This is a genomic window from Ferrimonas sediminicola (genome assembly GCF_005116715.1).
GTDB lineage: Bacteria > Pseudomonadota > Gammaproteobacteria > Enterobacterales > Shewanellaceae > Ferrimonas > Ferrimonas sediminicola.
In genome coordinates, this window is record NZ_SWCI01000005.1 from 225353 (window position 1) to 250520 (window position 25168).

21 protein-coding genes and 1 pseudogene are annotated in these 25168 nt (G+C 64.4%); 9 read left to right on the plus strand and 13 right to left on the minus strand.

Features of this window, described 5'->3' with window-relative positions; all coding sequences use genetic code 11:
- Positions 1-3 precede the first annotated feature (3 nt).
- The 3 genes from lpxK to FCL40_RS10260 all read right to left on the minus strand — a co-directional run bounded on the left by lpxK (position 4) and on the right by FCL40_RS10260 (position 5022).
- Positions 4-978, minus strand: coding sequence for a tetraacyldisaccharide 4'-kinase (gene lpxK, locus FCL40_RS10250; RefSeq protein WP_136853203.1), 975 nt, complete (start codon positions 976-978; stop codon positions 4-6).
- Positions 971-2740, minus strand: a complete 1770-nt coding sequence (gene msbA / locus FCL40_RS10255) for a lipid A ABC transporter ATP-binding protein/permease MsbA (protein ID WP_136853204.1) — start codon at positions 2738-2740, stop codon at positions 971-973. The genes lpxK and msbA overlap by 8 nt, the downstream gene beginning before the upstream one ends.
- Positions 2741-2832: 92 nt before the next feature.
- Positions 2833-5022 carry a DNA internalization-related competence protein ComEC/Rec2 gene (locus FCL40_RS10260; protein ID WP_169307073.1) on the minus strand — a complete coding sequence of 730 codons (2190 nt, stop codon included), beginning with the start codon at positions 5020-5022 and terminating at the stop codon, positions 2833-2835.
- Between the two features lie 30 nt (positions 5023-5052).
- Here FCL40_RS10260 and FCL40_RS10265 point away from each other — a divergent pair.
- Positions 5053-5559: pseudogene (locus FCL40_RS10265) on the plus strand (DUF2062 domain-containing protein); the annotation flags it as partial.
- A gap of 167 nt (positions 5560-5726) precedes the next feature.
- Here the strand turns inward: FCL40_RS10265 and lolE are convergent.
- Genes lolE through FCL40_RS10280 form a run of 3 tightly spaced genes read right to left on the minus strand, consistent with a single transcriptional unit; the run spans position 5727 to position 8861 of the window.
- The gene (gene lolE, locus FCL40_RS10270; protein ID WP_136853207.1) at positions 5727-6965 is read right to left on the minus strand and encodes a lipoprotein-releasing ABC transporter permease subunit LolE; all 1239 of its coding nucleotides are present in this window, start codon (positions 6963-6965) and stop codon (positions 5727-5729) included.
- Complete coding sequence (lolD, locus tag FCL40_RS10275; RefSeq protein WP_136853208.1) at positions 6962-7645, minus strand: lipoprotein-releasing ABC transporter ATP-binding protein LolD; 684 nt, start codon at positions 7643-7645, stop codon at positions 6962-6964. The genes lolE and lolD overlap by 4 nt, the downstream gene beginning before the upstream one ends.
- Entirely contained in the window at positions 7638-8861 is a 1224-nt protein-coding gene (locus tag FCL40_RS10280; RefSeq protein ID WP_136853209.1) for a lipoprotein-releasing ABC transporter permease subunit, read from the minus strand. The genes lolD and FCL40_RS10280 overlap by 8 nt, the downstream gene beginning before the upstream one ends.
- A gap of 70 nt (positions 8862-8931) precedes the next feature.
- Here FCL40_RS10280 and FCL40_RS10285 point away from each other — a divergent pair, with 70 nt between their 5' ends.
- The 3 genes from FCL40_RS10285 to FCL40_RS10295 all read left to right on the plus strand — a co-directional run bounded on the left by FCL40_RS10285 (position 8932) and on the right by FCL40_RS10295 (position 14128).
- Positions 8932-9513 (plus strand): hypothetical protein, encoded by a 582-nt coding sequence (locus FCL40_RS10285; protein WP_136853210.1) that lies wholly within the window; start codon positions 8932-8934, stop codon positions 9511-9513.
- A 140-nt stretch (positions 9514-9653) separates the two neighbouring features.
- Entirely contained in the window at positions 9654-13088 is a 3435-nt protein-coding gene (mfd, locus tag FCL40_RS10290) for a transcription-repair coupling factor (RefSeq protein ID WP_136853211.1), read from the plus strand.
- Positions 13088-14128, plus strand: a complete 1041-nt coding sequence (locus FCL40_RS10295; protein ID WP_136853212.1) for a CsiV family protein — start codon at positions 13088-13090, stop codon at positions 14126-14128. The genes mfd and FCL40_RS10295 overlap by 1 nt, the downstream gene beginning before the upstream one ends.
- Here FCL40_RS10295 and FCL40_RS10300 read toward each other — a convergent pair.
- Together FCL40_RS10300 and ycfP are read right to left on the minus strand one after the other, a co-directional pair.
- Entirely contained in the window at positions 14118-14390 is a 273-nt protein-coding gene (locus FCL40_RS10300) for an acylphosphatase (RefSeq protein ID WP_136853213.1), read from the minus strand. The two genes, FCL40_RS10295 and FCL40_RS10300, sit on opposite strands and share 11 nt — an antisense overlap.
- 83 nt (positions 14391-14473) lie before the next feature.
- Positions 14474-15028, minus strand: coding sequence for an alpha/beta hydrolase YcfP (ycfP, locus tag FCL40_RS10305; protein ID WP_136853214.1), 555 nt, complete (start codon positions 15026-15028; stop codon positions 14474-14476).
- Positions 15029-15383: 355 nt separating this feature from the next.
- Between ycfP and FCL40_RS10310 the strand changes: the two genes are divergently transcribed.
- On the plus strand, positions 15384-16754 hold the full coding sequence (locus tag FCL40_RS10310) for an L-serine ammonia-lyase (protein ID WP_136853215.1): 1371 nt from the start codon (positions 15384-15386) through the stop codon (positions 16752-16754).
- A 63-nt stretch (positions 16755-16817) separates the two neighbouring features.
- On the opposite strand, the gene queE is transcribed toward FCL40_RS10310, so the two are convergent.
- From queE to FCL40_RS10325, 3 genes are read right to left on the minus strand one after another with little or no spacing between them, the layout of a single operon-like run.
- Positions 16818-17429 carry a 7-carboxy-7-deazaguanine synthase QueE gene (gene queE, locus FCL40_RS10315; protein ID WP_205729126.1) on the minus strand — a complete coding sequence of 204 codons (612 nt, stop codon included), beginning with the start codon at positions 17427-17429 and terminating at the stop codon, positions 16818-16820.
- A 59-nt stretch (positions 17430-17488) separates the two neighbouring features.
- Positions 17489-18559 (minus strand): AI-2E family transporter, encoded by a 1071-nt coding sequence (locus tag FCL40_RS10320; protein ID WP_136853217.1) that lies wholly within the window; start codon positions 18557-18559, stop codon positions 17489-17491.
- A 24-nt stretch (positions 18560-18583) separates the two neighbouring features.
- Positions 18584-18802: a sulfurtransferase TusA family protein gene (locus tag FCL40_RS10325; protein ID WP_136853218.1), complete on the minus strand. Its 219-nt coding sequence runs from the start codon at positions 18800-18802 to the stop codon at positions 18584-18586.
- 297 nt (positions 18803-19099) lie between these two features.
- On the opposite strand from FCL40_RS10325, the gene bepA reads away from it, so the two are divergent.
- The 4 genes from bepA to FCL40_RS10345 all read left to right on the plus strand — a co-directional run bounded on the left by bepA (position 19100) and on the right by FCL40_RS10345 (position 23250).
- On the plus strand, positions 19100-20545 hold the full coding sequence (gene bepA / locus FCL40_RS10330; RefSeq protein WP_407644147.1) for a beta-barrel assembly-enhancing protease: 1446 nt from the start codon (positions 19100-19102) through the stop codon (positions 20543-20545).
- A gap of 64 nt (positions 20546-20609) precedes the next feature.
- Positions 20610-20960, plus strand: coding sequence for an arsenate reductase (glutaredoxin) (arsC, locus tag FCL40_RS10335; RefSeq protein WP_136853220.1), 351 nt, complete (start codon positions 20610-20612; stop codon positions 20958-20960).
- Position 20961: 1 nt separating this feature from the next.
- Positions 20962-21336: a DUF2069 domain-containing protein gene (locus tag FCL40_RS10340; RefSeq protein WP_136853221.1), complete on the plus strand. Its 375-nt coding sequence runs from the start codon at positions 20962-20964 to the stop codon at positions 21334-21336.
- Positions 21337-21354: 18 nt separating this feature from the next.
- A complete protein-coding gene (locus FCL40_RS10345; RefSeq protein WP_136853222.1) occupies positions 21355-23250 on the plus strand; it encodes a PKD domain-containing protein in 1896 nt (631 codons plus the stop codon).
- Positions 23251-23297: 47 nt separating this feature from the next.
- On the opposite strand, the gene hda is transcribed toward FCL40_RS10345, so the two are convergent.
- Together hda and FCL40_RS10355 are read right to left on the minus strand one after the other, a co-directional pair.
- The gene (hda, locus tag FCL40_RS10350; RefSeq protein WP_136853223.1) at positions 23298-24005 is read right to left on the minus strand and encodes a DnaA inactivator Hda; all 708 of its coding nucleotides are present in this window, start codon (positions 24003-24005) and stop codon (positions 23298-23300) included.
- A gap of 65 nt (positions 24006-24070) precedes the next feature.
- Positions 24071-25081 carry a DUF2066 domain-containing protein gene (locus FCL40_RS10355; RefSeq protein WP_169307074.1) on the minus strand — a complete coding sequence of 337 codons (1011 nt, stop codon included), beginning with the start codon at positions 25079-25081 and terminating at the stop codon, positions 24071-24073.
- Positions 25082-25168 lie beyond the last annotated feature (87 nt).

Genomic DNA, 25168 nt, shown 5'->3' on the forward strand with positions numbered 1-25168 from the left:
TGTTTATTCCTTCAGCCGTGACAGCAGGGCGCTGTCAAAATCTTCCGGTAAATTAGCAGTTACCGGTAGGTAAAACCAGTTGGGACGGGCAAAACCTCGGCACTTGACCGCATCTTTCTCCGTCATGAGTAACAGCTCGCCGTCTGGGGTTAACGCCGCCAGCTCCGCCTCACTGTAGAGGTAGTGGTCGGCGAAGGGCACGCAGCGCAGGGGCGACAGCCCCTGCTCCTCCAGGGAGGTGAAGAACCTGGGGGGATTGCCGATGCCGGCCATGGCGACGATCTCCAGGTCCGCATCGAAGGGGGTGTCGCTGCCATCCACCGCCGTCAACCCGTCCGGGGCCAGGGTCATGGCATACTCGCCCGGCTTAGGACGACCGCCGTTGCAGATCACCATGTCCACGCTCTTGAGGCGGCTGACCGGCTCCCGCAGCGGCCCCATCGGCAGCCGGTGGCCATTGCCGAAGCGGCGCTCACCGTCCACCACCACCAGCTCGATGTCGCGCCCGAGCCGGTAGTGCTGCAGGCCGTCATCGGCGACGATCACGTCCACCTCCGCCCGCTCCATCAGCAGCTCGGCCGCCTTGATCCTGTCCGGCCCCACCGCCATCGGGGCGCCGGTGCGTTGCACGATCAGGGCCGGTTCATCCCCCACCAGGGCGGGGTCGGTCTGCGGCCCGACCCACTGGGGCCAGGTCTCGGCCTGACCGCCATAACCACGGCTGATCACCCCCACCTTGTAACCGTGGCGCCGCAGCAGCTCAATCAGGTAGAGCACCACCGGGGTCTTGCCGTTGCCGCCGGCGCTGAGGTTGCCCACCACGATCACCGGCACCGGCAGCTTGATGCTGGTGAGGACCCCGAGGCGGAACAGCAGCCGTCGCAGGCCGCTGATCAGGATAAACAGCCCGGCCAGGGGAGCCAGCAGCCACAGCAACGGGCTCCCCTGTTGCCAGGCGCGCTCTATCCAGTTACTCATTGTCACCAAACTGCATCTGGTGCAGCTGACTGTAGATACCGCCGTGCTCGAGCAGCTGCTGGTGGCTGCCCTGCTCCACCACCTGGCCCTTGTCCACCACCATGATGATGTCGGCGTTTTCGATGGTGGAGAGGCGGTGGGCGATCACCACCGAGGTGCGGCCCCGCTGCAGGTTGTCCAGGGCCGCCTGGATGGCGCGCTCCGACTCGGTGTCCAGGGCCGAGGTGGCCTCGTCCAGGATCAGGATGGGCGCGTCCCTTAGGATCGCCCGGGCGATGGCGATGCGCTGGCGCTGACCGCCGCTGAGCAGGATGCCGTTCTCCCCCACCATGGTTTCCAGTCCATCCGGCAGATCCTTGACGAACTCCATCAGGTAGGCGGCCTCGGCGGCGGCCTGGACCTGCTCGCGGCTGCAGTGGTCACAGGCGTAGGCGATGTTGTTGGCGATGGTGTCGTTGAACAGGGTCACCTGCTGCGACACCATGGCGATCTGGTGGCGCAGGCTGCTCAGGCGATACTCGGTGACATCCACCCCGTCCACCAGCACCTGGCCTTCGCCGGCGTCATAGAAGCGAGGCAACAGGCTGGAGATGGTGCTCTTGCCGGAGCCGGAGCGCCCCACCAGGGCCAGGGTTTTACCGGGCGGCACCTCCAGCGACACGTCTCGCAGGGCCGGCTCCTCTTTGTTGGTGTTGGGATAGCAGAAGGTGACGTTGCGGAAGCTGATGGCGCCCTGAACCCGCTCCACCTCCAGGGTACCGTTGTCCGGCGCATCGGCGGTGTCCAGCACCTCGAACACGGTGTGGGCGGCGGTGATCCCCCGCTGGAAGTCGGCATTAACCCGGGTCAGGTGCTTCATCGGCTGCATCAGCCCCATCATCGAGCCGATGATGGTGACGAAGGTCCCCGGGGTCAGGCTGCTGAGGATAAAGTCGAAACTGGCCACATAGAGCACCACGCCGATGGCACCGGAACCGATGATCTGAATCACCGGCTGGCTGATCGCCTGGGCGGCGGAGAGTTTCATGTTCTGTTGACGATTGCGGTTGTTGACCCGGGCGAAACGCTCCGCTTCGATCTCCTGGCCGCCGAAGGCGATCACGTTCTTATGCCCCTTGATCATCTGCTCGGAGGCGGTGGTCACCCCGCCCATCGCCTGCTGGATCGCCTTGGAGACCTTACGGAAGCGGCGGCTGACCACGGCGATCACCCAGGCCACCAGCGGACCGATCAGGAAGAAGATCAGCGACAGCTGCCAGCTCTGGTAGAACATGATAAACAGCAGGCCAATCACCGTGGCGCCGTCGCGCACCATGCTCACCAAGGCACTGCTGGAGGCCCGGGCCACCTGTTCGGTGTCATAGGTGATGCGGCTGATCAGGTCACCGGAACTCTGGGTGTCGAAATAGCTCACCGGCAGGCTGAGGTACTTCTCAAACACCTTCTGGCGCATGGTCTGCACCACCTTCTGACTGACCCAGGCCAGGCAGTAGGTAGAGATAAAGTTGGCCACACCGCGGATCAGGAACATCCCCACCACGATAAAGGGGGCCATGCGCAGCACTTCGCTCCTGCCCTCGTTCAGGCCATTGTCGATCAGGGGCTGAACCAGCCAGATCATGCCGGCGTCCACCGCCCCGTAGGTGATCATCCCCAGGACGGAGACGAGGAAGGCGGCGCGGTAGGGAAGGACATAGGGCCACAGGCGTTTGAAGGTTGCCCAGGTCTGTCCCCTCTCCATTGGAGTTGGTTTGGCGCTCATAGAGTTAACCGAGTTTCAATTCAAGGGGCCATTCTACCCACACAGCGGATGGATACCAACGCATGGCGGACAAATGTCGATTAAACCGCCAATTACCACACCCTTTGGTTGTACCAGTAGGGGGCCAGCCGTTCGCTGTAGCTCAGCAGTTCCACCCGATCCGGCCGGAAGTGAACGCTCACCTGCCCCACCCTGCCGGTGGTTCTCTGGCGGGCTCCCAGCGCCCGGTAGCGGACCAGCACCTCGGGGTGGGGGAATCCCCAGCGGTTGCGCCAGCCAGCGGCATGGATCACCAGGCTGGGGGCAACGGCACGCGCCCAGGCGTCGGTACTGGAACTGCGGCTGCCATGGTGCGGCGACACCAGCACCGTGACCCGCTGCGGACGCATCCTGGCCTCGGCTGTAGCCTCGATGTCCCCCGGCAACAGCACGCTGTGATGGCCATCGGAGATTCGCAGCATGCAGGAGCCGTTGTTGCCGGCGTAGTCAAACTTCTGCCAGGCCAGGGTCAGCCCCTGCCAGTGAGTGGGCGCTCGCGTACAGCCGTCACCGGCAATCTGGTTGACCTCGGGCCAGAGGCGATGAATCGCCCCGGCGCCGCCGGCATGGTCATTGTCCCTGTGACTCAGCACCAGGTAGTCCAGGTGGCCAATTCCCCGCCCCCGGAGAAAGGGGGTCACCACCCGCTCGGCGTAACTGAACCCCGACGGAAAGGCGGCGCCGGTATCGTAGAGGATCGCCCGCCCCTGCTTCTCCACCACCACGCTCAGCCCCTGCCTGACGTCCAGCACATGCAGTCGCCACAACCTCGGCGACTCCGGCAGTAGATGCAGCCCTGCCGGCAGCAGCAGCAGCGGCGCCAGTCCCCTGGCGTAGGCCATGGGAGGGCGCCAGATCAGCCACAGGGCGATCGGGACCAGCGCCAGGGAGAGCAGGCCGTGGGGCCAGCCGAGGTTGTCACCGGGCAGGGCGTGGGCCAGCCTGGCCACCGACGCCAGCGGCCACAGCGCCCCGTCCGCCAGCCGCAGCGCCAGGTCGGCCGCCGGCAGTGACAACCAGCTCATCAGCGCCGCCACCAGGGTCAGCGGCAGCGCCACCAGCGACACCCAGGGCACCATCAGCAGGTTGGCCCACAGGGCGTGCAGGGAGAGGCTGCCAAACCACCCCAACTGCACCAGGCCCAGCAGCAGGGTCAGGCCGCACTGGATCCACACCAGGCGGGCCAACTTGCCCCGACACCACTGCGGTGTCTGGGCCAGCAACAGCAGGATGGCCGCCACCGCGCAGCAGGAGAGCCAGTAGCCTGGGCCCAGCACCACCAGGGGATCGAGCAGCAACAGCAGCGCCGCCGCCCGAAGCAGCAGCTCCCAGGGCCGGCCAAAGCGACCGGTGGCCAGCATCAGCATCGCCGCCAGGGCCATGATCAGCGCCCGCTGGGTCGCCAGCCCCAGGCCCGCCAACAGGGCGTACCCCGTCACGCCGAAGGCCGCCACCAGCAACACCGCCAGGCGGGCTGCTCCCCCCTGGCTCGGCAGCAGACAGCGTGCCAGCCAGCCCAGGGTGGTCACCAGCAACAGTGCAACCAGGCTCAGGTGCAGCCCGGAGATGGCCACCAGGTGGGTGAGGCCGCCGGCACGCAGCTGGGCCCAACGCTCATCGGTGAGGCCTCGGCGATCGGCCATCGCCAGCGCCCGCAGCAGATCCCCCCTGGGCAGATCGGCCACCGCCTGCTCCAGCCTCTGCGCCAGGGGCACCCGCCAGTGGCTTCTCTCCGCCAACGGGGTCATCGCCAGGATGCGCCCCTGGGCCACCACCCGATTGGCCAGGGCATGACGCCGCTGGTTCCAGCTAAACTGATTAAAGGTGCCCATCGGGGGTCTCAGGGTGACCTTGAGTCGGTACAGATGACCCGCCTGCCAGTTGGTCTCACCCTGATAACTCAGCCAGATGCGATCGGGGTGGTGAAACTGCAATGGCGTTTCATCGATTCTCTCGACCTGCCATAAAGTTCGCTGGTATAGTGCGCCGCGGGTTGGTAAAGTGATCAACCTCGCCACCAGCAGGTGCTCCCCCTCGCTCAGGGGCTGTGCCGCAGAGATATGACGGTCGCCGTGCCAGGCGAACCAGCAGACGCCCAGCAGCAGTCCGGCCCACAGCGGCCTTGGCCGCACAAGCCATGGGACGGCCGCTCCGATGACGACCAGAAACCAGGGAGGCAGCAGTGCCGGCCAGAATAGGCCCGAGCTGACGGCCGCAACCCAACCCAGAAGAAACCTGTTCACCTGACTCTGTTTAGGCGATAACAAACCGCTATGCCAAAAAAGACCATTCAACGGCTGATGCCGAACCCGGACAAGCTGAAAGATCACAAACACCTGAAACTGTTCGGTGATGTGATCCACCAGCCCGGACTGTGGCACCTGAATCGTCGCTCTGCCGCCGGTGCCCTGGCGGCCGGCATGTTTATGGCCTGGATCCCGGTCCCCTTCCAGATGATTCTGGCCGCGGCCGCCGCCATCGTTCTCGGGGTCAACCTGCCTTTGGCGGTGGTCACCGTCTGGTTCACCAACCCGGTCACCATGCCCTTCATGTTCTACTTCGCCTATCTGGTGGGCGCCTCCCTGCTGGGGCTCGAAGCCGGGCATTTCCAGTTCGAACTGACCTGGGAGTGGCTGACCAGCAGCCTGGGACAGATCGGCGAACCCTTCCTGCTGGGGTGCCTGGTGCTGGCCATTCTCAGCTCGCTGTTCACCTACTTCGTGATCAACAGCCTATGGCGCTACTCCATCCTGTTTAACTGGAAGAAGCGCCAAATGAAACGCAATGGCAATGGCAATGGCAATGGCAATGGCAATGGCAATGGCAATGGCAATGGCAATGGCAATGGCAATGGCAATGGCAATGGCAATGGCAAATAATCCGCCCTGACGCTGAAACCAGAAAACAAAAAAGGACGCCTAGGCGTCCTTTTTTGTGTGTGGTGCGCTCAACGCAGCGCCTGGGCCGGCTCCTGCCTGGCGGCCTGCCACGCCGGGTAGAGTGAGGCCAGCACAGTCACCAGGAACGCCAGCAGGGTCACCGTTACCACATCACTCCAGATCAGCTGTGACGGCAGGAAGTCGATAAAGTAGACCTCCCCGGACAGCAGGGTCACCCCCAGGCTCTGCTCCAGGGCCCGAACCAGGTCCGACAGGCGCCATCCCAGGGCGCTGCCCAGGGCGGCGCCCAGCAGGCAGCCGGTGAGGCCGGTCAGCGCCCCCTGCACCAGGAAGGCGCCCATCACGGCGCGGCGCTCCAGCCCCATGGTGCGCAGGATGGCGATCTCCGCCTGCTTGTCCCGCACCGCCATCACCAGGGAGCAGATGATGTTGAAGCTGGCCACCGCCACCATCAGCACCAGCACCAGGTACATCAGGCTGCGAATCAACTGGATATCGGCGTAGAGGTGGCCCTGGGTTCGGGTCCAGTCATTCAGATAGAGGTAGTGGGTCTGACGGTAGCCGACGGCCCGAATCACCCCGGGCGCATCAAACAGGTCGACCAGTTTCAGCCTCAAGCCACCCACCCCCTGGCCAAAGTCGCGGATCTGCGATGCCTTGCCCAGGCTGGTAAAGGCCATGGTGCGATCGATCTCACCGCCGAGGTCAAACAATCCGGTCAGGGTAAACACCACCCGCTTCGGAGGCCTCTGCCCCTGGGAGGTGGGGCGGGGCACCAGCAGGGTGACCCTGTCACCCAGTTTGAGTTCCAGCTCACTGGCCAGGGCTTTGCCCAGCACTAGGGGAGCCCCCTCGCCGGCCAGGGATTGCCAGGCGGCGGCGGGCATGTAGCGCCGAGCGTCGGAAACCCGCCGCTCCAGCTGTGGGTCGACGCCGCGCACCGACACCCCCTTGAGCTTCTCTCCCTTCTGCAGCAGCCCCTCTACCAGGGTAAAGGGGGCGGCCGCCTCGACCCCGGGCTCGCTCAGGGCGTCGGCGGCCATCGTCTGCCAGTCGAGAATGGGGCTGTCCACGGCGATCAGTTCCGCCTGGGGCACCACCGCCAGCAGCCGCTCCTTGAGCTCCCGCTCGAAGCCGTTCATGGCGGAGAGCACCAGGATCAGCACGGTCACCCCCAGGGCCACCCCGATGATGGAGGAGAGGGAGATCACCGAGATGAAGCGGTTGCTGTGACGGGTGCGCAGGAAGCGCCACCCCAGTTGCCAGATCAGGGCCAGGTTCTTCATTGGGCTTCCTGCAGTCGACCGCCGTGCATCATCAACTGCCTGTCCAGCCGGGCCGCCAGTTCGCGGTCGTGGGTCACCACCACGAAGGCGGTGCCCTCCTGGGCCGCCAGTTCGCGGATCAGCTCATACACCTCTTCGGCGGTGTGCTCATCCAGGTTGCCGGTGGGCTCGTCCGCCAACACCAGAGCGGGCTTGTTCACCAGCGCCCGGGCGATGGCCACCCGCTGTCGCTCGCCGCCGGACAGCTCCGAGGGCTTGTGCTGCATGCGATGACTGAGTCCCACCCGTTTCAGCAGCTCCTCGCCACGGCCCCTGGCCTCCCTCCTGGTCTGGCCGGCGATCAGCAGGGGCATGATCACGTTCTCCAGGGCGCTGAACTCCGGCAGCAGATGATGAAACTGGTAGACGAACCCCAGCTCCCGGTTTCGCAACTGGGTGCGGGCGCCGTCCCCAAGGGCGAACAGGTCCTGCCCCTTAAACCAGACCCGTCCCTCGCTGGGACTGTCCAGGGTGCCGATGATGTGCAGCAGGGTGCTCTTGCCCGAACCGGAGCTGCCCACCACCGCCAGCAGCTCGCCGACGCGGACCTCCAGGTTCAGATCGGTCAGCACCCGGGTGGCCAACTTGCCTTCCCGGTACTCCTTGCCCAGCTGCTCACAACGCAGCAACAGATCACTCATAACGTAACGCCTCAGCGGGTTGAATCAGGGAAGCCCGCCAAGCGGGGTAGAGGGTGGCCAGGTAGCTGATGACCATGGCGCCGGCCAGGATCAGTCCGATCTGACCATAATCGAGGATCACCGGCAGGGGCTGGCCCGGAGGCAGCAGCCAGATCCCCAGCGCGGCCATCACGCCCTGGAGGTTGAACGCCAGCAGCAGTCCGGCCAGGGCACCGATGGCCACCCCCAGCAGGGTGCTGGTCATCCCCTGAACGGAAAACACCCCCATCACCGAGGCCCGGCTCAGTCCCATGGTCTTGAGGATGGCGATGTCCGACGTCTTGTCGGTCACCATCATCACCAGGGCCGACACCACATTGAAGGCAGCGATGGCGATGATCAGCGCCAGCAGCAGCGCCATCATGTTCTTCTCCATCTTCACCGCGCCGAACAGTTGGCCGTAGTCACTGCGCCAATCCTGCACCCGGAACCTCTCCCCCAGTTGGCTTTGCAGCTGTGCCGCCAGGCCGGGGGCCTTGAAGGCGTCATCCAGGTACAGGCGCATGGCCGCCACCCGCCCCTTGCCCAACCGGGTCAGACGGGCGGCATCCTCGATGTGGACATAGGCCAGGTGCCCATCGACGTCGGCACCCAGCTCAAACACCCCGGCCAGGGTAAAGACCCGCTGACTGGGCAGGCGCCCCATGGGGCCATAGACGGCGCCGGTGGCGGAGATCACCCGAACCCGGTCTCCGGGCACCAGGTTAAGCCGGCTTGCCAGCCGGGCCCCCATCAGAATCCGGTACTCCCCCGCACGCAGCTCCTCCCAGCGGCCGCTGATCAGGTGTTCGGAGACGGTGGAGAGGCCAGACTCCTGCTCGGGATCCACCCCCAGCACCTGAGCGCCGCCGAGGGCCCCCTCCCCCTGGAGCATCGCCTCGGTGCTCACCAGGGGCGTGACCCCCAGCACCCCGGGCTGGGCCGACAGCGTCTGTTGCAGCGGCCGCGGATCGTCTATGTGGCGGCCCTGGGAAACCAGCACCTGGGGCACCGCCCCCAGCAGGCGGGTCTTCAGCCTTCCCTCCAGGCCGTTCATCACCGAGCTGACAACGATCAGCGCGGCCACGCCCAGGGCGATGCCGACGACGGAAAAGAGGGTAATAAAGGAGACAAACTGGGTGTCCTTGCGGGCACGCCAGTAACGCAACCCGATAAGCAGGGAGACAGTGGGTGACATCTAACCATTTGCCAATTACATAAGTTATCGGATAATAAAGTTATTCGCCCCCAATAGACAAGTTCAGGCCATGTCCGAAACGCAACAAAGCTTTTTCAGCGTCCCCTGCGAATTCACCCTGTTCGCCGATCCCCTGCCCGGAGACAAGCGCCTGGTGGACGCCGACACCCTGCTGGCGATGATGCCCAGGGCTTTCAGGCTGATGGCCCAGGTCAACGAGGTGGAGCAGCGCTGCCAGCCTCTGATGGCCAGCCTGTCCCAACAGGCCGCCGAACTGGCGGAGTACCTCAGCCTGCAGAATCTCAAGCTGGATATGGTGCTGCAGATGCAACTGGAAAAAAGCACCGAAGCCCGTTACCGCTGCCAGGGGGTGCGCTTCGGCGGCAGCGGCGCCCTGGTGCGTTGCGATCACCCCCTGGAGCCTGGAGCAATACTGGAGATCAAGATACTGATTCCGGAGGAGAACGTGGCGGTCTTTGCCGTCGCCGAGCTGACCGGCTGCGAACGGGAGGAATCCGGCTACTCGTGGACCCTGGATTTCACCAGCATCATCGAGGGGGACCAGGAGCGCCTGGTCCACGCCAGCCTGCAGGTCGAGCAGCGGATGCTGCGCGCCCGCGCCCAGGCCAGGCGGGAGCAGCAGGCCCCCTAGGCCTGGGGCCAGTCAGGCCGCTTTCGGCAAACTGGCGGACAAAGATTCACCTGGGATCCACCCTCCGCCAAAAACCGGGGGTGGAAGCCCCAGCCCCCCTTGCCTACAATAGCCGCACCTAACTTCAGTAAGCCCGAATCATGAGTAGTTTTTCCCCCCTGGCCCCGGCCCCCGCCGGTGCCGGCTGCAAGCGCCGTCTCACCGGCCTCACCGGCAGCGCCCTGAGTCTGACCATCAGCCGTCTGGCCCGACAGCATCAGGGGGTCAGCTTACTGATCACCCAGGACACCCCCAGCGCCCTGCACCTGGAGCAGGAGCTCTCCTACCTGTGCCCTGAGATGGCGGTCACCCTGTTCCCCGACCGCGAGGTGCTGCCCTATGACAGCTTCTCCCCCCACCAGGACATCGTCTCCCAGCGACTCGAAGCACTCTACCGCCTGCCCCAGACCCGCAGCGGGCTGGTGATCGTACCGGTCAATACCGCCCTGGTGAGGCTGCCCCCGGTGGACTACGTCGGCAGCAGCGTGCTGCTGCTGGAGCCCGGCCAGAGGATCGACATCGACGCGCTGCGCCACAACCTGACCCAGGCGGGCTACCACCATGTGGAGCAGGTGTACGAGCACGGCGAATTCGCCGTCCGCGGCGCCATCATCGATCTCTTTCCCATGGGCAGTGACCAGCCGCTGCGCCTGGACCTGTTTGACGATGAGCTGGAGTCGATCCGCACCTTCGATGTGGACAGCCAGCGCACCCAGGGCAGCCTGGAGCGGGTGCGGCTGCTGCCGGCCCGGGAGTTTCCCACCCACGACAAGGCGATCGAGGGGTTCCGCAGCCGCTGGGGTCAGCACTTCAGCCGCATCAGCAACGAAACAGAGTCGGTCTACCAGCAGATCAGCCGCGGACTGATGCCAGCCGGGGTGGAGAACTATCTGCCGCTGTTCTTCGAGACCACCGCCACCCTGTTCGACTACCTGCCGGAGCAGGTGCAGCTGATGACCACCGGGGAGATCCAGGGCGCCTGTGACAAGTTCCTGGCCGATGCCCGCCAGCGGTTTGATAACTACGGGGTGGATCCCCTGCGGCCGCTGCTGCCGCCTCAGACCCTGTTCCTCAATACCGAAGAGCTGTTTTCGCAGATGAAGCCCCATGGCCGCATCCAGCTCAGCCGGACGCTCAGCGAGATCGCCAGGGAGCCCAGGGCCAAGGCGGCTGCCATCGGCGAGGTGGCGGTCAACCACCAGCTCAAGGTCCCCACCCAGGCGCTGGCCAAGCGGATGGCCGAGGCCAGGCGCACCCTGTTCAGTGTCGAGTCCGAGGGCCGGCGCGAGGCGCTGCTGGAGCTGTTGCGCCCCATGCAGCTGACCCTGACCCAGTTTGATCACCTGGATAGCTTCCTGGAGGCCGATGCCGCCACCGGCATCATCGTCAGCCCGCTGGAGCAGAGCGTGCTGCTGGAGCAGGAGGGGCTGGCGCTCATCTGTGAGGAGGAGCTGCTGGGCGGCCGGGTGCGCCAGCGCCGCCGCCAGCGCAAGACCGTCAGCTCCGACACCCTGATCCGCAACCTGGCGGAGCTTAAGGTGGGCCAGCCGGTGGTGCACCTCAAGCACGGTGTCGGCAGCTACCAGGGTCTGCAGACCCTGGAGGCCGGCGGCATGAGCACCGAGTTCCTGGTGCTGGAGTACAAGGACCAGGCCAAACTCTATGTGCCGGTGAGCGCCCTGCACCTCATCAGCCGCTACAGCGCCGGCGAGGAGTCCGAGGTCCAGCTCAATCGCCTCGGCAGCGAGGCCTGGGACAGGGCCAGGCGCAAGGCCGCCGAGAAGGTGAGGGATGTGGCCGCCGAGCTGCTGGACATCTACGCCCGCCGAGAGAGCAAGCCGGGTCACGCCTTCGAACTGGATGAGCTGGAGTACCAGCGGTTCTCTGCCGGCTTCCCCTTCGAGGAAACCCTCGATCAGCACAGCGCCATCGATGCGGTGGTGCGGGACATGCGCACCTCCAGCGCCATGGACCGTCTGGTGTGCGGCGATGTGGGCTTTGGCAAAACCGAGGTGGCGATGCGCGCCGCCTTCGTGGCGGTGGCCGCCGGCAAACAGGTGGCGGTGCTGGTGCCCACCACCCTGCTGGCCCAGCAGCATTTCGAAAACTTCCGCGACCGCTTTGCCGACTGGCCGGTGCGCATCGAGGTGATGTCCCGGTTCAAGACCGCTGGCGAACAGAAACAGGTGTTGGGGCAACTGGCGGAGGGTAAAGTGGACATCGTCATCGGCACTCACAAGCTGCTGCAGTCCGACATCCAGTTTACCGATCTCGGCCTGCTGATCGTCGACGAGGAGCACCGCTTCGGCGTGCGCCAGAAGGAGCAGATCAAGGCGCTGAGGGCCGAGGTGGACATCCTCACCCTCACCGCCACCCCGATTCCGCGCACACTGAACATGGCGATGTCCGGCATGCGGGACCTCTCCATCATCGCCACCCCGCCCGCCCGGCGGTTGTCGGTGAAGACCTTCGTCCGCCCCAGGGAGGGCAACCTGATCCGCGAAGCGCTGATGCGGGAGATCCTCCGCGGTGGCCAGGTCTACTTCCTGCACAACAGCGTCGAGACCATAGAACAGTGCGCCAAGGAGCTCGCCGAGCTGGTGCCCGAAGCCCGCTTCGCCATCGCCCACGGCCAGATGCGCGAGCGGGAGCTGGAGCGGGTGATGAGCGACTTCCACCACCAGCGGTTCAACGTGCTGGTGTGCACCACCATCATCGAGACCGGCATCGACATCCCCAGCGCCAACACCATCGTCATCGAACGCGCCGACCGCTTCGGCCTGGCCCAGCTGCATCAGCTCCGCGGGCGGGTGGGACGCTCCCACCACCAGGCCTACGCCTACCTGCTAACCCAGGGCAAGAAGCTCACCAAGGACGCCAAGAAGCGGCTGGAGGCAATCGAGCAGCTGGAGGACCTGGGCGCCGGCTTTATGCTGGCCACCCAGGATCTGGAGATCCGCGGCGCCGGCGAGCTGCTGGGGGACGAGCAGAGCGGTCACATCGCCAAGGTGGGCTTCAGCCTCTACATGGACATGCTGGAGCAGACCGTCTCCGCCCTCAAGGCGGGCAAGGAACCCAGCCTGGATCAGATCCTGGCGGACCAGACCGAGCTGGAGCTGAAGATCCCGGCGCTGCTGCCGGAGGAGTACATTCCCCACGTCAACACCCGGCTGGCGATCTACAAGCGCATCGCCTCCTGCACCAGCACAGACGAGTTGACCGAGGCCCGGGTGGAGCTGGTGGACAGGTTCGGCCGGCTGCCCGACGCCAGCGAGAACCTGCTGAGCCTGACCCGCCTGAAACTGCGGGCCATGGCCGCCGGCATCCGCCGCATCGATGCCCACGCCAAGGGCGGCAGCATCGAATTCGGGCCCGACACCAAGGTGACTCCGGAAATCCTCATCGGTCTGTTACAATCTCAGGCAGGCCGCCTGAAGATGGACGGCCCCAATAAACTGCGCTTCCAAGGGGAGTTACAGGAACCGGCCCCCCGCCTTGAGGCGGTGGAGCAGCTGTTAAGCCAACTGGGGATCTGATGAGCAAGTCACTGTACCACGCCCTGCTTGGGCTCACCGCCCTGCTGGGCAGCGGCCACGCCGCCGCCGAAGACGCCACCTGGTTCGAGGTGGAACTGGTGGTGTTTGAACGCCCCCAGCAGACCAGCGAACGCTTCCCGGAGGAGCTGGCGCCGATGAAGCCCGCTGCGCCCCTGGACCTTCTCGGGCCCGAGGTAATGCCGGACACCAGCGCCCTGGAGCTGGCCCTGAGCGACTGCCAGAGCTTCGGCTGGCAACCGGACCAGCCCGAGTGCCCCCCCGAGACTTCGGAGCCCTCCCAGCCCAGTGACCTTCCGGTGCGGGTTACCACCAGGAACATGGGCGATCCCCGCCTGGGCAAGCCCTACCTGTTGCCGGAGGAGAAGCTGGAGTTTGACCAGGCCCTGGCCAAACTCAGGAGCGGCGGCGTCAAGCTGCTGCTGCACACCGGCTGGCAGCAGCCGGTGTACAGCCGGGGCAACAGCCAGGCCTACCGCCTGTACGGCGGCCACAACTTTGCCGGTCGTTATCAGAGCGATGGCCGGCTCAAGCCCGAGGAGTCGGCAGAGCCACAGGGCGATGGCATCAACGCCTTTGATCTGGCCTGGTTGATGCCCTCGGAGCCGCAGAGCCAGCCCCTGTGGCAACTGGATGGCTGGATACGCATCTACCTGAACCAGTTCCTTCACATCGACACCCAGCTGCAGCTGAGGGAGGAGGGGGTGCGGTCGGTGACGCCCGTGGAGCGGGATGTCGCCTCGGCATCGCAAGGCTCAATGGAGAGGGGGGCGACTCTGCCCATGGAGGTGGCCGCGGAAGAGGCGGTGGAAACCGAGCCCTTCCTGCACCGGATACGCCTGGAGCAGAGCCGGCGGGTGCGCAGCCGGGAACTGCACTACTTCGATCACCCCAGGATGGGGATGGTGATCCAGATCCGGCGCATGACCCAGCCCAGCAAGATGCCGCCGCTTGAGGCGGAGCCGCCAGCCCAGCCCGCCGAGACGGCGGTCTCCTCTGTCGACGGCAGCGTCACTCGGTAACTTCGAAATCCAGGTAGAGGTCGCTGCCGTCATAGTCGGACACCAGGACGTCGGACACCTCGGCACGGGGCGGGCCCTGATGGGCCCAGTCCAGCATGGCATCTACCGCCCTGTCGGCCCCCTGGGCCAGCATTTCGACGCTGCCATCATCCAGGTTGCGCACATAGCCGGTGACCCCGAGCCGGAGTGCGGTTTCCTGGGCTGACGCCCGAAACCAGACTCCCTGCACCTTGCCGGTCACCCTCATCAACAGCCGTTTCATCGAAGCACCCACCGTCACCCAACTGTTTTCAATATAGCAGCAAACAAAAAGGCGACCCCTGGGCCGCCTTGCGTTTCACCGACTCAGGCGCAGTCCCGGGCGTCCAGCTTGAACTGTGACAATGCCCTGAGCTGCTTGGAGATATCTTTAAACTTGTGGGTCTGGGTTTCATCCCAGATCACCGGATAGTAGCGACTCAGCTCACGCTCAATACGCTGGGTGTCCAGCACCTCGTCGTTGCGGGCCAACACGCACAGGCAGCGTCCCTGGTTCTTCTCCCGGAAGGCGGTGACGCACTTCTCCTTGATGTCACGGTACTCCTCGGGACGGTCGATCAGCCCCTCCATGTTCTCTTCCGGCCACAGGTTGGGATTAAACACCACCGAACGCATGCCGCAGAGGAAGCCTATCCGCTCCGCCCAGAATCCCCCCAGGCCCACCCCGACGATCAGAGGAAAGGGATCGTCGCTGAACCGCTTCTGCTTCTCCACCTCCTTGAGCAGATGCTGCATATCGTGGCGCGGATGCAGGGTGGAATAACTGATAAAACGAACGTCTTCATCCGCAAACTGCAGCTGAAGCACCTTCTCGTGATTTCCGGGACTGGTGGCATCGAAGCCGTGCAGGTAGATAATCATAACGAAACCATTCCATTAGCTTGAGACCACTATAGCCATAGGGCGAAACCATTCAAAGGGCAAACCCTGATCTGGATCACGGTTGATCGAATTTTGCCAACTGACGCCGGCGCCCCAGCCCCAGCCGAAATCGCACTGTGCTGAGTATGGTCCCGTTTCGGCCTGAATCCCATTCCCAGCCCATTTTGGCCAGCGCACTTTCCCCTGAAGGTCGCGGGCGTTTGGCTCAGAAATCGGCAGGACAGCGCCTGGTCGGGATATTATGCTGTATAGGCCAGGTCGGATTTTGCTTTCCCTCCACCTGGGTTACCATCAGCCATCCGCCTGCGGGCAACGAAACAACAGGACAGAGTTTATGATCAGCGTGTTCGATATGTTCAGCATTGGCATCGGCCCCTCCAGCTCCCACACCGTGGGACCGATGCGGGCAGCCAACCGCTTTATCGACGAGCTTAAGCAGCACCAGCAGTTTGAACAGGCCGATGAGATCCAGTGTGAGCTGTTCGGCTCCCTGGGCCAAACCGGCAAGGGCCATGGCACCGGCAAGGCCGTGGTGCTGGGCCTGCTGGGCGAGGAGCCGGAGAAAGTGGACACCGACAGTGTCCAGGCCAAACTGGACCAGGTGGAGGGGGATGAAGCCCTGCTGCTGGGTAACGAGCGTCCGGTACGCTTTACCCGCGCCGATGGCCTCACCTATCACCGACGCAAGACCCTGCCCCAGCACGCCAACGCCATGACCCTGCGCGCCCTGGTTCGCGGCCTGGTGGTCTATGAGCAGACCTACTTCTCCGTCGGTGGCGGCTTCGTGCTGGACAAGAGCGAGATCGCCCAGCCGCTCAGCACCATCCAGGGCCCCACCCTGCCCTACCCCTTCGAGAGCGCCGCCCAGTTGCTGGAGCTGTGCAATGAGCAGGGGCTCTCCATCGCCTCGCTGATGATGGCCAACGAGAAGGTGGTGGCCGAAGAGTCGGCCATTCGCAGCCAGCTGTGGAACATCTGGCTCACCATGAAGCAGTGCGTGGAGCGCGGCTGTCGTGACGAGGGGATCCTGCCCGGGGGCCTCAAGCTGAGACGCCGGGCCCCGACCCTCTATCGCCGTCTCACCGTAGAGGGGTGCAACAGCAGCGATCCCCTGAACGCCATGGACTGGGTCGACCTGTTCGCCCTGGCGGTGAACGAGGAGAACGCCGCCGGCGGCCGGGTGGTGACCGCCCCCACCAACGGCGCCGCTGGCATCCTGCCGGCGGTGCTCTGCTACTACGACAAGTTTATCCAGGCGGTGGATGAGGAGACCGCCTGCCGCTACCTGCTCAGCGCCGCCGCCATCGGCATCCTCTACAAGAAGAACGCCTCCATCTCCGGCGCCGAAGTCGGCTGCCAGGGCGAGGTGGGGGTGGCCTGCTCCATGGCCGCCGGGGCACTGACCGAGATCATGGGCGGCACCCCGGCCATGGTGGAGTGTGCCGCCGAGATCGGCATGGAGCACAACCTGGGCCTGACCTGCGATCCGGTCGGCGGCCTGGTACAGGTGCCCTGCATCGAGCGCAACGCCATGGGCGCAGTCAAGGCGATCAATGCCTCACGGCTGGCCCTGAGGGGCGATGGCCAGCACAAGGTCTCCCTGGACAAGGTGATCAAGACCATGTGGGAAACCGGTCAGGATATGCGCACCAAGTACAAGGAGACCGCCCGGGGCGGCCTGGCGGTGAATATCGTCGAGTGCTGATCGCCCCCTGCGACAGAAAGACCGCCTGATGGCGGTCTTTTTTGTCGCAGGACCAATGGCCAATCAGTCGATCTCCAGGTACTTGTGGGTCTGCACCGACAGCCGCCAATTGCGCTTGATGCAGGTGTCGATGGCCAGTTGGGTGGCCCGCTTCTTGGTGGAGATAGGCTGCAGGCAGATCTGCGGATGCCGCGGCAGTGGCTGGTCCGCCAGCAGCGCATCGAGCTCCTCGATATGGCGCTCGGTGGCGATGGGGTGCTTGATCTCATCGGCCCGCTCCAGGGCCTGGGGCAACACGGTCAGTCCCCCCTTCATCCCGATCTTGGGGGAGACGGTCACCCAGGTCTGCTCATCACAGCGCACCTCGACGCAGCCGGAGGTCTCAATCTGGCAGCGCCAACCCGCGGCGTGCATCAGCCGGGTCAGTTCGGTGAGGTCATACAGGCAGGGTTCGCCACCGGTGATCACCAGGTGGCGGGCACTGTAGCGGCCATCGGTGAGCAGGGCCACCAGCCGGGCTTCATCATAGTATGCCCAGATGGGCCTGTCGCCGCTGACACCGATGATCCGCTCGGGATCCACCTGGTGCTCAGGCTCCACCTCCCAGGTGTGGCGGGTGTCGCACCAGGGACAGCCGACCGGGCAGCCCTGGAGACGAAGGAATACCGCCGGCATGCCGGTAAACTGGCCCTCGCCCTGGATGGTCTCGAAGATCTCATTGACGGGAAGCCGGCTCACGAACTCTGCTCCTCCATCAGGTCAACACTGGGCCAGGCGTTGACCACCGCCTTCACCAGGGTGGCGAGGGGGATGGCGAAAAACACCCCCCAGAACCCCCAGAGGCCACCAAAGATCAGCACCGACACGATGATCGCCACCGGATGCAGGTTCACCGCCTCGGAGAACAGGATGGGCACCAGTACGTTGCCATCGAGCATCTGGATGATGCCGTAGGCCAGCAGCAGGTAACCAAATTGGGGCGTCAGGCCCCACTGGAACAGGCCCACCAGGGCGACGGGGATGGTGATCACGGTCGCCCCGATGTAGGGGATCAGCACCGACAGGCCCACCGCCAGCCCAAGCAGGGCGGCGTAACGCAGGTCCATAAACAGGAAGGTCAGGTAACTGGCTACTCCGATAATCAGGATCTCAATTGCCTTGCCACGGATGTAGTTGACGATCTGGCCGTTCATCTCCGTCCACACCTGCTTGGCCAGCTCGCGGTTGCTGGGTACAAAGCGGCTGAAGCTGCTCAGCAGTTCGCGCTTGTCCTTGAGGAAGAAGAACAGCAGCAGCGGCACCAGGATGGCGTACACCGCCAGGGCAACCAGGTCGATCAGAGAGCCCAGGGACACCTGCAACACCTGCTGGGCCCAGGCCAGGATGCGGGCATTGAGGTTTTGCATCAACTCCTGCATCTGCTTTTCGCTGATCACGTCGGGGTATTGCTGAGGCAGGGTCAGCACCTTGCTCTGGGCCCAGGCGATCATATCCGGCAGTTCGCGGGCCAGGCTGATCCCCTGGTTCCAGATCTGTGGCAGGGCGATGAGGCAGAACATCATCATGGCCCCGACAAACACCAACAGCACCAGGGAGACGGCCACGGAACGGGGCAGACCCCGGTTGGCCATCTGAGCCACCGGCCACTCCAGCATGTAGGCCAGCACCACCGCCACCAACAGTGGGGTGATCAGCTTGCCGTAAAAATAGATGATGGCAAAGCCCACCATCAGGATCAGTGCCAGGGTGACCGCCTGCGGATCGGAAAACTTCTCCTGGTACCAGTTGCGGAGCAGATTCCACATACTTAATAAAACCTTCTGTGTCTTTTAGGGTTGCGGGCTCAGGATCACTGCCGTCGCTCCCGGACGCGCCTCGGTATTCACTCGAAAACCGCATCGCCGGGCATAGGGGGGCAGATCCCTGAGGATTCCAGGATCACTGACGATCAACGTCAGGGGTTCACCTGGGCCGAGCCGCTTCATCGCCAGCTTGGCCTGGACGAAGGCCATGGGGCAGCGATAGCGGGTGAGATCGACAGGGTGCATCCGGGCCTCCTTGTTTTGGGCGTCATTATCTCCTTACCTCAGGCAAACCACAAACTTGTGACGCAAGATTATGTAAAGTCTCTGGAACCCAGAGAGCCTCCTGGCAGACTAACCAACAGACATCCCCCCTGCTCCGCCGAGGGAACCCGGGGGGAAATTGCTGAAGAACCCTAGCTAAAACATAATATTGCTACATTGTTGAGTGGTTTTTGCCCTCCCTGCACAGTGGTCATTCACCGGCCGATGCGGGTACACTGGCGAGAACACCATCAACACCGGACCTCAAGGACATACGTGATCAGACGTTTCACTCTCTCCCTGGGCGCGGCCCTGCTCAGTGCCACCCTGGGGCTGACCGCCGCCCAGGCACAGCCCGAGCTGCCTGAACTGGGTACCGTGGCCACCAGCACCCTCTCCATCGACAAGGAGAGTCAGATTGGTGACTTCTACATGCGCATGCTTCGGGGCCAGCTGCCGATCATCAACGACCCGGTGATGACCGAGTATCTCAACGATCTCGGCAACCGCCTGGTGGCCAGGGCCGACAACGTCAAGACCCCCTTCACCTTCTTTCTGGTCAACAGCAACGAACTGAACGCCTTTGCGTTTTTCGGGGGCCACGTCGGGGTCCACACCGCCATCATCGACGAGGCGGACAATGAGAGTGAGCTGGCCTCGGTACTGGGACATGAAATAGCCCACGTCACTCAGCGCCACCTGGCCCGGGCCATCGAGGCGCAGAAGAAAACCGCGCCGGCCACCCTGGCCGGAGTGATCGGTTCCATCATCCTGGCCATGGCCGCCCCCGAAGCGGGCATCGCCGCCCTGCAGTCCACCCTGGCCCTGAACCAGCAGGCCCAGATCAACTACACCCGCAGCAACGAGAAGGAGGCCGACCGAATCGGCATCAAGACCCTGGTCTCCGCCGGTTTCGACCCTAATGCGGTGCCCAGCTTCTTCAGCAAGATGGCCGCCAAATACCGTTTCGCCAGCAAGCCGCCTCAGATGCTGCTGACCCACCCCCTGCCCGAGAGCCGGGTGGCCGATGCCCGCGCCCGCGCCGCCCTCTATCCCTACCGGCCGGTACCGGAAAACCTGCTGTTTCACCTGGCCAAGGCCAGGGTGCAGGTGCGCTACTCCAAGCTGGACAGGGACCATGCCCTGTTCCTGTTCGACCGGCAGCTCAAGTCCGGGGATCCGGTGGTCCAGGATGCCGCCCGCTACGGCAAGGCGCTGACCCTGCTGGATCTGGAACGGCCGGATGAGGCCGAGGAGGCGCTCAACGCCCTGCTGATGAAGGATCCGCAGAACCTCTTCTACCTGGATACCGCCTCCGACATTCTGTTGATGCAGAAGCGTCCGGAGAAGGCACTGGCGATGCTTCGGCAGGCCCACAAGCTTCGCCCCGACAACAGCGTCATCGAGATCAACCTGGCCAACGTGCTGCTGCAAACCGGCAAGCTGCAGGAAGCCCGGGCCCTGCTGGAGCACCAGACCAACCTCAACGGTGACAGCGTGGTCGCCTACGACCTGCTCTCCCAGGTGTATCGCAGGCTGGGGATGGTGGCCGAACGCCACATGGTGCAGGCGGAGTTGCTGGCCCTTTCCGCAGCCTATGAGCGGGCAATCGAACAGCTGCAATACGCCTACCGCCAGACCCGGGACGATCCGCTGCAAAAGGCACGCATCGACGCGAGAATCAAGGAGCTGCGCAGATCGGAGCAGGAGATGAAATCCCTTTGAGTTGACGCCGGCTCCACGTAGAATGGCCCCAGAATGAGATCATGATCACAGGAACAGCTATACCATGACCGACACCACCCGTATCTGGCACAACCCCCGCTGCTCCAAGAGCCGCCAAACCCTGGCCCTGCTGGAGGAGCGAGGCATCACTCCAGAAGTGTATGAGTACCTGAAGCAGGCCCCCAGCGAAACCGAGCTGCGCCGGGTGCTTGAGCTGCTGGGGCTTAAGCCGCGCCAGCTGATGCGCACCAAGGAAGCGGAGTACAAGGAGCAGAACCTCGCCGACGCCGGTGATGACGCCCTGATTGCCGCCATGATGGCCACCCCGAAGCTGATTGAGCGACCCATCGTCGTTCATGGCAACCGGGCCGCACTGGGCCGTCCCCCGGAGCAGGTGCTGGAGATCCTCGGTTAAGATGATCAACGATAGCCAAAGCCTGGGGCGCCTGGCCCTGGGCAGTTACCTCAGCTGCCTGGTCTACGTTCCCCTCTGGCAACTCCGGCTCAGCCCCCACGACGGCTACTCTCTGGGATTCCACCTGTTGATGCTGCTGCCACTGCTGTTGCCCCTGCCGGGAATGCTGAAGGGCCGGCCCTACACCCATGCCTGGTCGGGCTTTATCGCCTGCCTCTACCTGGTGGCCAGTCTGACCCAGCTGTGGACCGCCAGGGAGCAGTTCTGGTGGCCGGCCCTGGCAACCGTCCTGCTGCTCAGTTGGCTGCTGGCCAGCAGTTATTATGCCCGTCACCGCGGTAGGGAACTGGGGCTGGGGCTGAAGAAGAAAAACTAACCCCTAGGGAGGGAGAGAATGAAAACGCACTGGATTGCCGTAACCTGTATGGGGCTGCTCACCGCCTGTGGCGGAGGCGGGGGGGCCTCCTCTCCCGACCCGAGCCCCCTGCCCCCCTCTACTGAGCTGACCATCAGCCGCACTCTGGCCTCGGACCCCAGTGCGGCACTGGTGGCCACGGTAACCGGGATAGACAGCAGAGAGCTGGACTTCCGCTGGAGCCAGATCTCCGGGCCCCAGGTCAACATCCTCAACCCCAGCTCGCCCATGGCCGCCTTCGAGGCCCCGGAACCGGGCCTGTATGAGTTTCGCATCACCGTCACCGACAGCCAGGGCAATGCGATCAGCGAAGTGGTCGACCACAGCACCGACACGGCGGCCGATGCCGGACGTATCCGCGGTGACCAGGTGGTGCCCTCCGGCGGCCGGGTCTCCATGCGCCTGGGGCGCTCCGGGGATCGCAGCCAGGCGATGCAGGGGATCCGCTGGCAACAGCAAGCCGGTCCCAGAATCGGCGATCTGGCGTTCGACGATCCGGAGCTGCTCACCTTCACCGCGCCGGTGGTGACCCGGGACACCCTGCTGACCCTGAGCGTCACCGCCAGCGACAACGGCCGGCCGGTCAGCGACCAGGCCTTGGTGCTGGTGACCGCCGAGCCCTCGCCGGCCAATGACGCCCTGTTCGACGGCCCCGTCGCCCGGGTCCAGGCCTGGGACGACCGCTCCCCCTGGAAGGCCGCCCTGGAGCGCTGCGTCTACTCCACCCGGTTCAACGCCAGCTCCCTGTGCAGCATCGATACCCTGCCGCTTCTGGGCCAGCAGCACCCCGTTCCCACTGTGGATCAGGTGATGGAGCGGGTGGTGGTCTCCCACCCCTGGATGGGCGACGCCTTCAAGGGGTTTCTCCAGCAACGGGATCCGAGCGGCGACTTCCGCCGTCTGCTGGGGGCGGTCACCGCAGTGGTGATCAGCGCCGACATCCGCCCCTCCTTCTACTGGGTGGCCACCGGTGCCATCTACCTGGATCCCTCCGACCTGTGGCTTGAGCCCTGGCAGATGGCGACCATCAACGAAGATCCGGACTACCGCAGTGGCTTTGGCAGTGAGCTCAATTTCCTCACCCCCTGGCGCTATGTGAAGGGCAACGCCTATGCCAGCGTCTCCTACCCGCCCTACGCGGAGATCAGCCGCAGCCTGGGCGCCCTGGAGTCGGAGCTGGCCAGCCTGCTCTACCATGAGCTGGCGCACGCCAACGACTTTTTCCCCAGCAGCACCTGGGACAGCATCGATACCCCGACCCTGCTGCAAGCCTACTACCTGCGCAGCGAGCAACAGCAACTCATCTCGGACCGGCTCACTGCCGATCTGCCCCTGCACAGCAGTGAGATGAAGGCACTGGCCGATGTTCAGTTCCGCGGCGCCACCGCCACCCCTTTGCAGAAGAGCTACCAGCCCGGCGACATCGCCGCATTCTTTTCCAGTGACAGGGCCAACGACGACTACGCCTACTCCACCCCTAGGGAGGATCTGGCCATGCTGTTTGAGGAGGCAATGATGGCGCATCGCTATGGCATCCGCCGCGATGTCGCCGTGACCGATCGACCGGACCAGGTGAGTGCCTCCACCATCAGCGTCAGCTGGGGACAACGGGGGCGCATCGCCGATGCACCGCTGCTGCCGAGACTGGACCTGGTGCTGACCCAGCTGATGCCGTCGCTCGAGGCCGATCGGCTGATCTCCGCCCTGCCGGCCTCGATCCCGATGCGCGCCGGGGAGAGCTGGGCGGACAACCTCACCCTGGATCCCGCCGCCGCGGCAGCCAGGGTGCTGGCGAGGCCCAGCCTGACCCGCCCACGGGAGGGAGTGCTCCGCCACCTCGGGCGTACGCCGGATTGGAAGTTGGAACAGCAGTAACTGAAAAAGGCCGCAGAAGCGGCCTTTTTCAGTCCCGTGTCACCGAGTTACAGGTGCAGGGTCTCCTTGACGAAGGGGATGGTCAGCCGACGCTGGGCCTGCATCGACGCCTTGTCGAGCCTGTCCAGCACGTCGAACAGGGTGCGAAGGTCCCGGGCAAGCCGGGTCAGCAGGAAGCGTCCCACATCCTCGGGCAGCTCCAGCCCCCGGGCCTTGGCGCGGCGCTGCAGCGCGGTCAGCTTCTCCTCGTCGGACAGGGACTGGACCTGGTAGTGCACCCCCCAGTTGAGTCGGGACACCAGATCCGGCAACAGGAACCCGGCCTGGCCGGCCGGACAACTGGCGGAGACGATCAGCTTGCAGTCACCCCGTTCGTTGATCCTGTTGTAGAGATCAAACACCGCCTCCTCCCAGAAGGGGTTGCGGGCCAGTTGATCGATGTCATCGAGACAGACCAGGGAGAGCTCCTCCAACCCCTCCAGTACCGCGGGAGACATGCTGGCATGGATGCCCAGGGGCAGGTAGAAGGCTTGACGGGCCAACTCCCGGGCGTGGGCGCAGGCGGCGTGCAGCAGGTGGGTTCGGCCGGATTTGGCCTGCCCCCACAGATAGGTCACAGTCTCCCCCCTGCCCTCGGCCACCTGGCGTATCGCCTCCAGCAACTGCTGGTTGGCCGCCGGGTAGTAGCTACCGAAGGTCTCATCATCCGGCAGATGCACTGGCAGAGAGAGCTGAATGGGTGAATTCGATTGCACTAGGGATTTGGGTTCCGTTCTGCAAGGTGGCGCCATTGTAGCACGGGGTTGCGCCCGGCCCAATTTTACGGATTGCCTATCCAGCGATATCGGGTCTGAGTGACCATTTCATCGTCAGAGGAGAGCTGCTCCACCCTGGGCTCCAGTGCCAACATCTGCGCCAGCGCCTCCGGCGATCCCACCAGTTCCACCGCGAAGCTCACCTGGCGTCCCTGCAGGGCGATAACCTGCAGGCTGGACACGGCACTGAGTCCCTTGAGGTAGCGCTCCACCTCGACCAGCTCGGCCATGCTACCCTGTATCTCGAACACCAGTTGTCTGTGGGACTCCTCCTCGCTGGCCACGGTGGCATAACGACGGGCGTAATAGCGGGCCAGCTCCTCCTGGATCCGGGACAACCCCTGCTCCACCCCGTCGACACGACCGCTCTTCTGCATCAGGCTGCGGCGGACTCCGCCAAAGCCGTAGCGATCCCCCTGCCCCTCTGGCTGATACGGGTAGAGTGACAGGGTGTAATACCAGCCATCGGCTCCGGGCCACACCCGGGCCAACATGAAAAAGTCGGCCTGATAGCGTTCACTGGCCTCGGCCACCGGCTCGACGAAGAAGCCCCAGACGTCATTGAGGCCGACGCGCATGGCGTCCTCCAGATCCATCAGCGGCAGGGAGAGAGGCAGCCCCCTCAGCGCCGCCTGCCGCCGCCAGGTACCCATATGCTCGGCATCCAGCTGTTCCGACATCAGCTGCCGCTTCCCCTGTTCATCCTCCAGGGCGATCCACCCCAGAGTCAGGGGCCGCTGCTTGCCCCAGACCGGCAGCTGGCGCTGCTGCATCGCCCGGACCAGCAGGGCACCATCGAACTGGATCGTCAGGGTCAGCGGATCGCCGCCGTAGCCGAAGCTGGAGACGAACCGGGTGGGGTTGCTGAGCATCCCCTCCATCCGCGGATCCTGGCCGATATCGGCCTCGCCACTGAGGCGCACCAGAGTCTGCATCAGGGCGTCGGGAATCTTGCTCTGCCGCTCGGCCCGCTCCCGTCCTTCCACCTGAACCTGCGCCTGATAAAGGTTATCCACCTCCACCGCCAAGGCGGAGCTACAGCTCAGAAGAGAAAGTAAAAAAACGAGTCGTTTCACAAGGATTCCTGTCGATAAACGGTGATG

What these genes read in the sequence shown, in the direction of transcription:
- lpxK (WP_136853203.1), bottom strand. Translation starts at nt 978, where the DNA reads ATGAGTAACTGGATAGAGCGCGCCTGGCAACAGGGGAGCCCGTTGCTG.
- msbA (WP_136853204.1), bottom strand. Translation starts at nt 2,740, where the DNA reads ATGAGCGCCAAACCAACTCCAATGGAGAGGGGACAGACCTGGGCAACC.
- lolE (WP_136853207.1), bottom strand. Translation starts at nt 6,965, where the DNA reads ATGAAGAACCTGGCCCTGATCTGGCAACTGGGGTGGCGCTTCCTGCGC.
- lolD (WP_136853208.1), bottom strand. Translation starts at nt 7,645, where the DNA reads ATGAGTGATCTGTTGCTGCGTTGTGAGCAGCTGGGCAAGGAGTACCGG.
- FCL40_RS10280 (WP_136853209.1), bottom strand. Translation starts at nt 8,861, where the DNA reads ATGTCACCCACTGTCTCCCTGCTTATCGGGTTGCGTTACTGGCGTGCC.
- FCL40_RS10285 (WP_136853210.1), top strand. Translation starts at nt 8,932, where the DNA reads ATGTCCGAAACGCAACAAAGCTTTTTCAGCGTCCCCTGCGAATTCACC.
- mfd (WP_136853211.1), top strand. Translation starts at nt 9,654, where the DNA reads ATGAGTAGTTTTTCCCCCCTGGCCCCGGCCCCCGCCGGTGCCGGCTGC.
- FCL40_RS10295 (WP_136853212.1), top strand. Translation starts at nt 13,088, where the DNA reads ATGAGCAAGTCACTGTACCACGCCCTGCTTGGGCTCACCGCCCTGCTG.
- FCL40_RS10300 (WP_136853213.1), bottom strand. Translation starts at nt 14,390, where the DNA reads ATGAAACGGCTGTTGATGAGGGTGACCGGCAAGGTGCAGGGAGTCTGG.
- ycfP (WP_136853214.1), bottom strand. Translation starts at nt 15,028, where the DNA reads ATGATTATCTACCTGCACGGCTTCGATGCCACCAGTCCCGGAAATCAC.
- FCL40_RS10310 (WP_136853215.1), top strand. Translation starts at nt 15,384, where the DNA reads ATGATCAGCGTGTTCGATATGTTCAGCATTGGCATCGGCCCCTCCAGC.
- queE (WP_205729126.1), bottom strand. Translation starts at nt 17,429, where the DNA reads ATGCCGGCGGTATTCCTTCGTCTCCAGGGCTGCCCGGTCGGCTGTCCC.
- FCL40_RS10320 (WP_136853217.1), bottom strand. Translation starts at nt 18,559, where the DNA reads ATGTGGAATCTGCTCCGCAACTGGTACCAGGAGAAGTTTTCCGATCCG.
- FCL40_RS10325 (WP_136853218.1), bottom strand. Translation starts at nt 18,802, where the DNA reads ATGCACCCTGTCGATCTCACCCGCTATCGCTGCCCCATGGCCTTCGTC.
- arsC (WP_136853220.1), top strand. Translation starts at nt 20,610, where the DNA reads ATGACCGACACCACCCGTATCTGGCACAACCCCCGCTGCTCCAAGAGC.
- FCL40_RS10340 (WP_136853221.1), top strand. Translation starts at nt 20,962, where the DNA reads ATGATCAACGATAGCCAAAGCCTGGGGCGCCTGGCCCTGGGCAGTTAC.
- FCL40_RS10345 (WP_136853222.1), top strand. Translation starts at nt 21,355, where the DNA reads ATGAAAACGCACTGGATTGCCGTAACCTGTATGGGGCTGCTCACCGCC.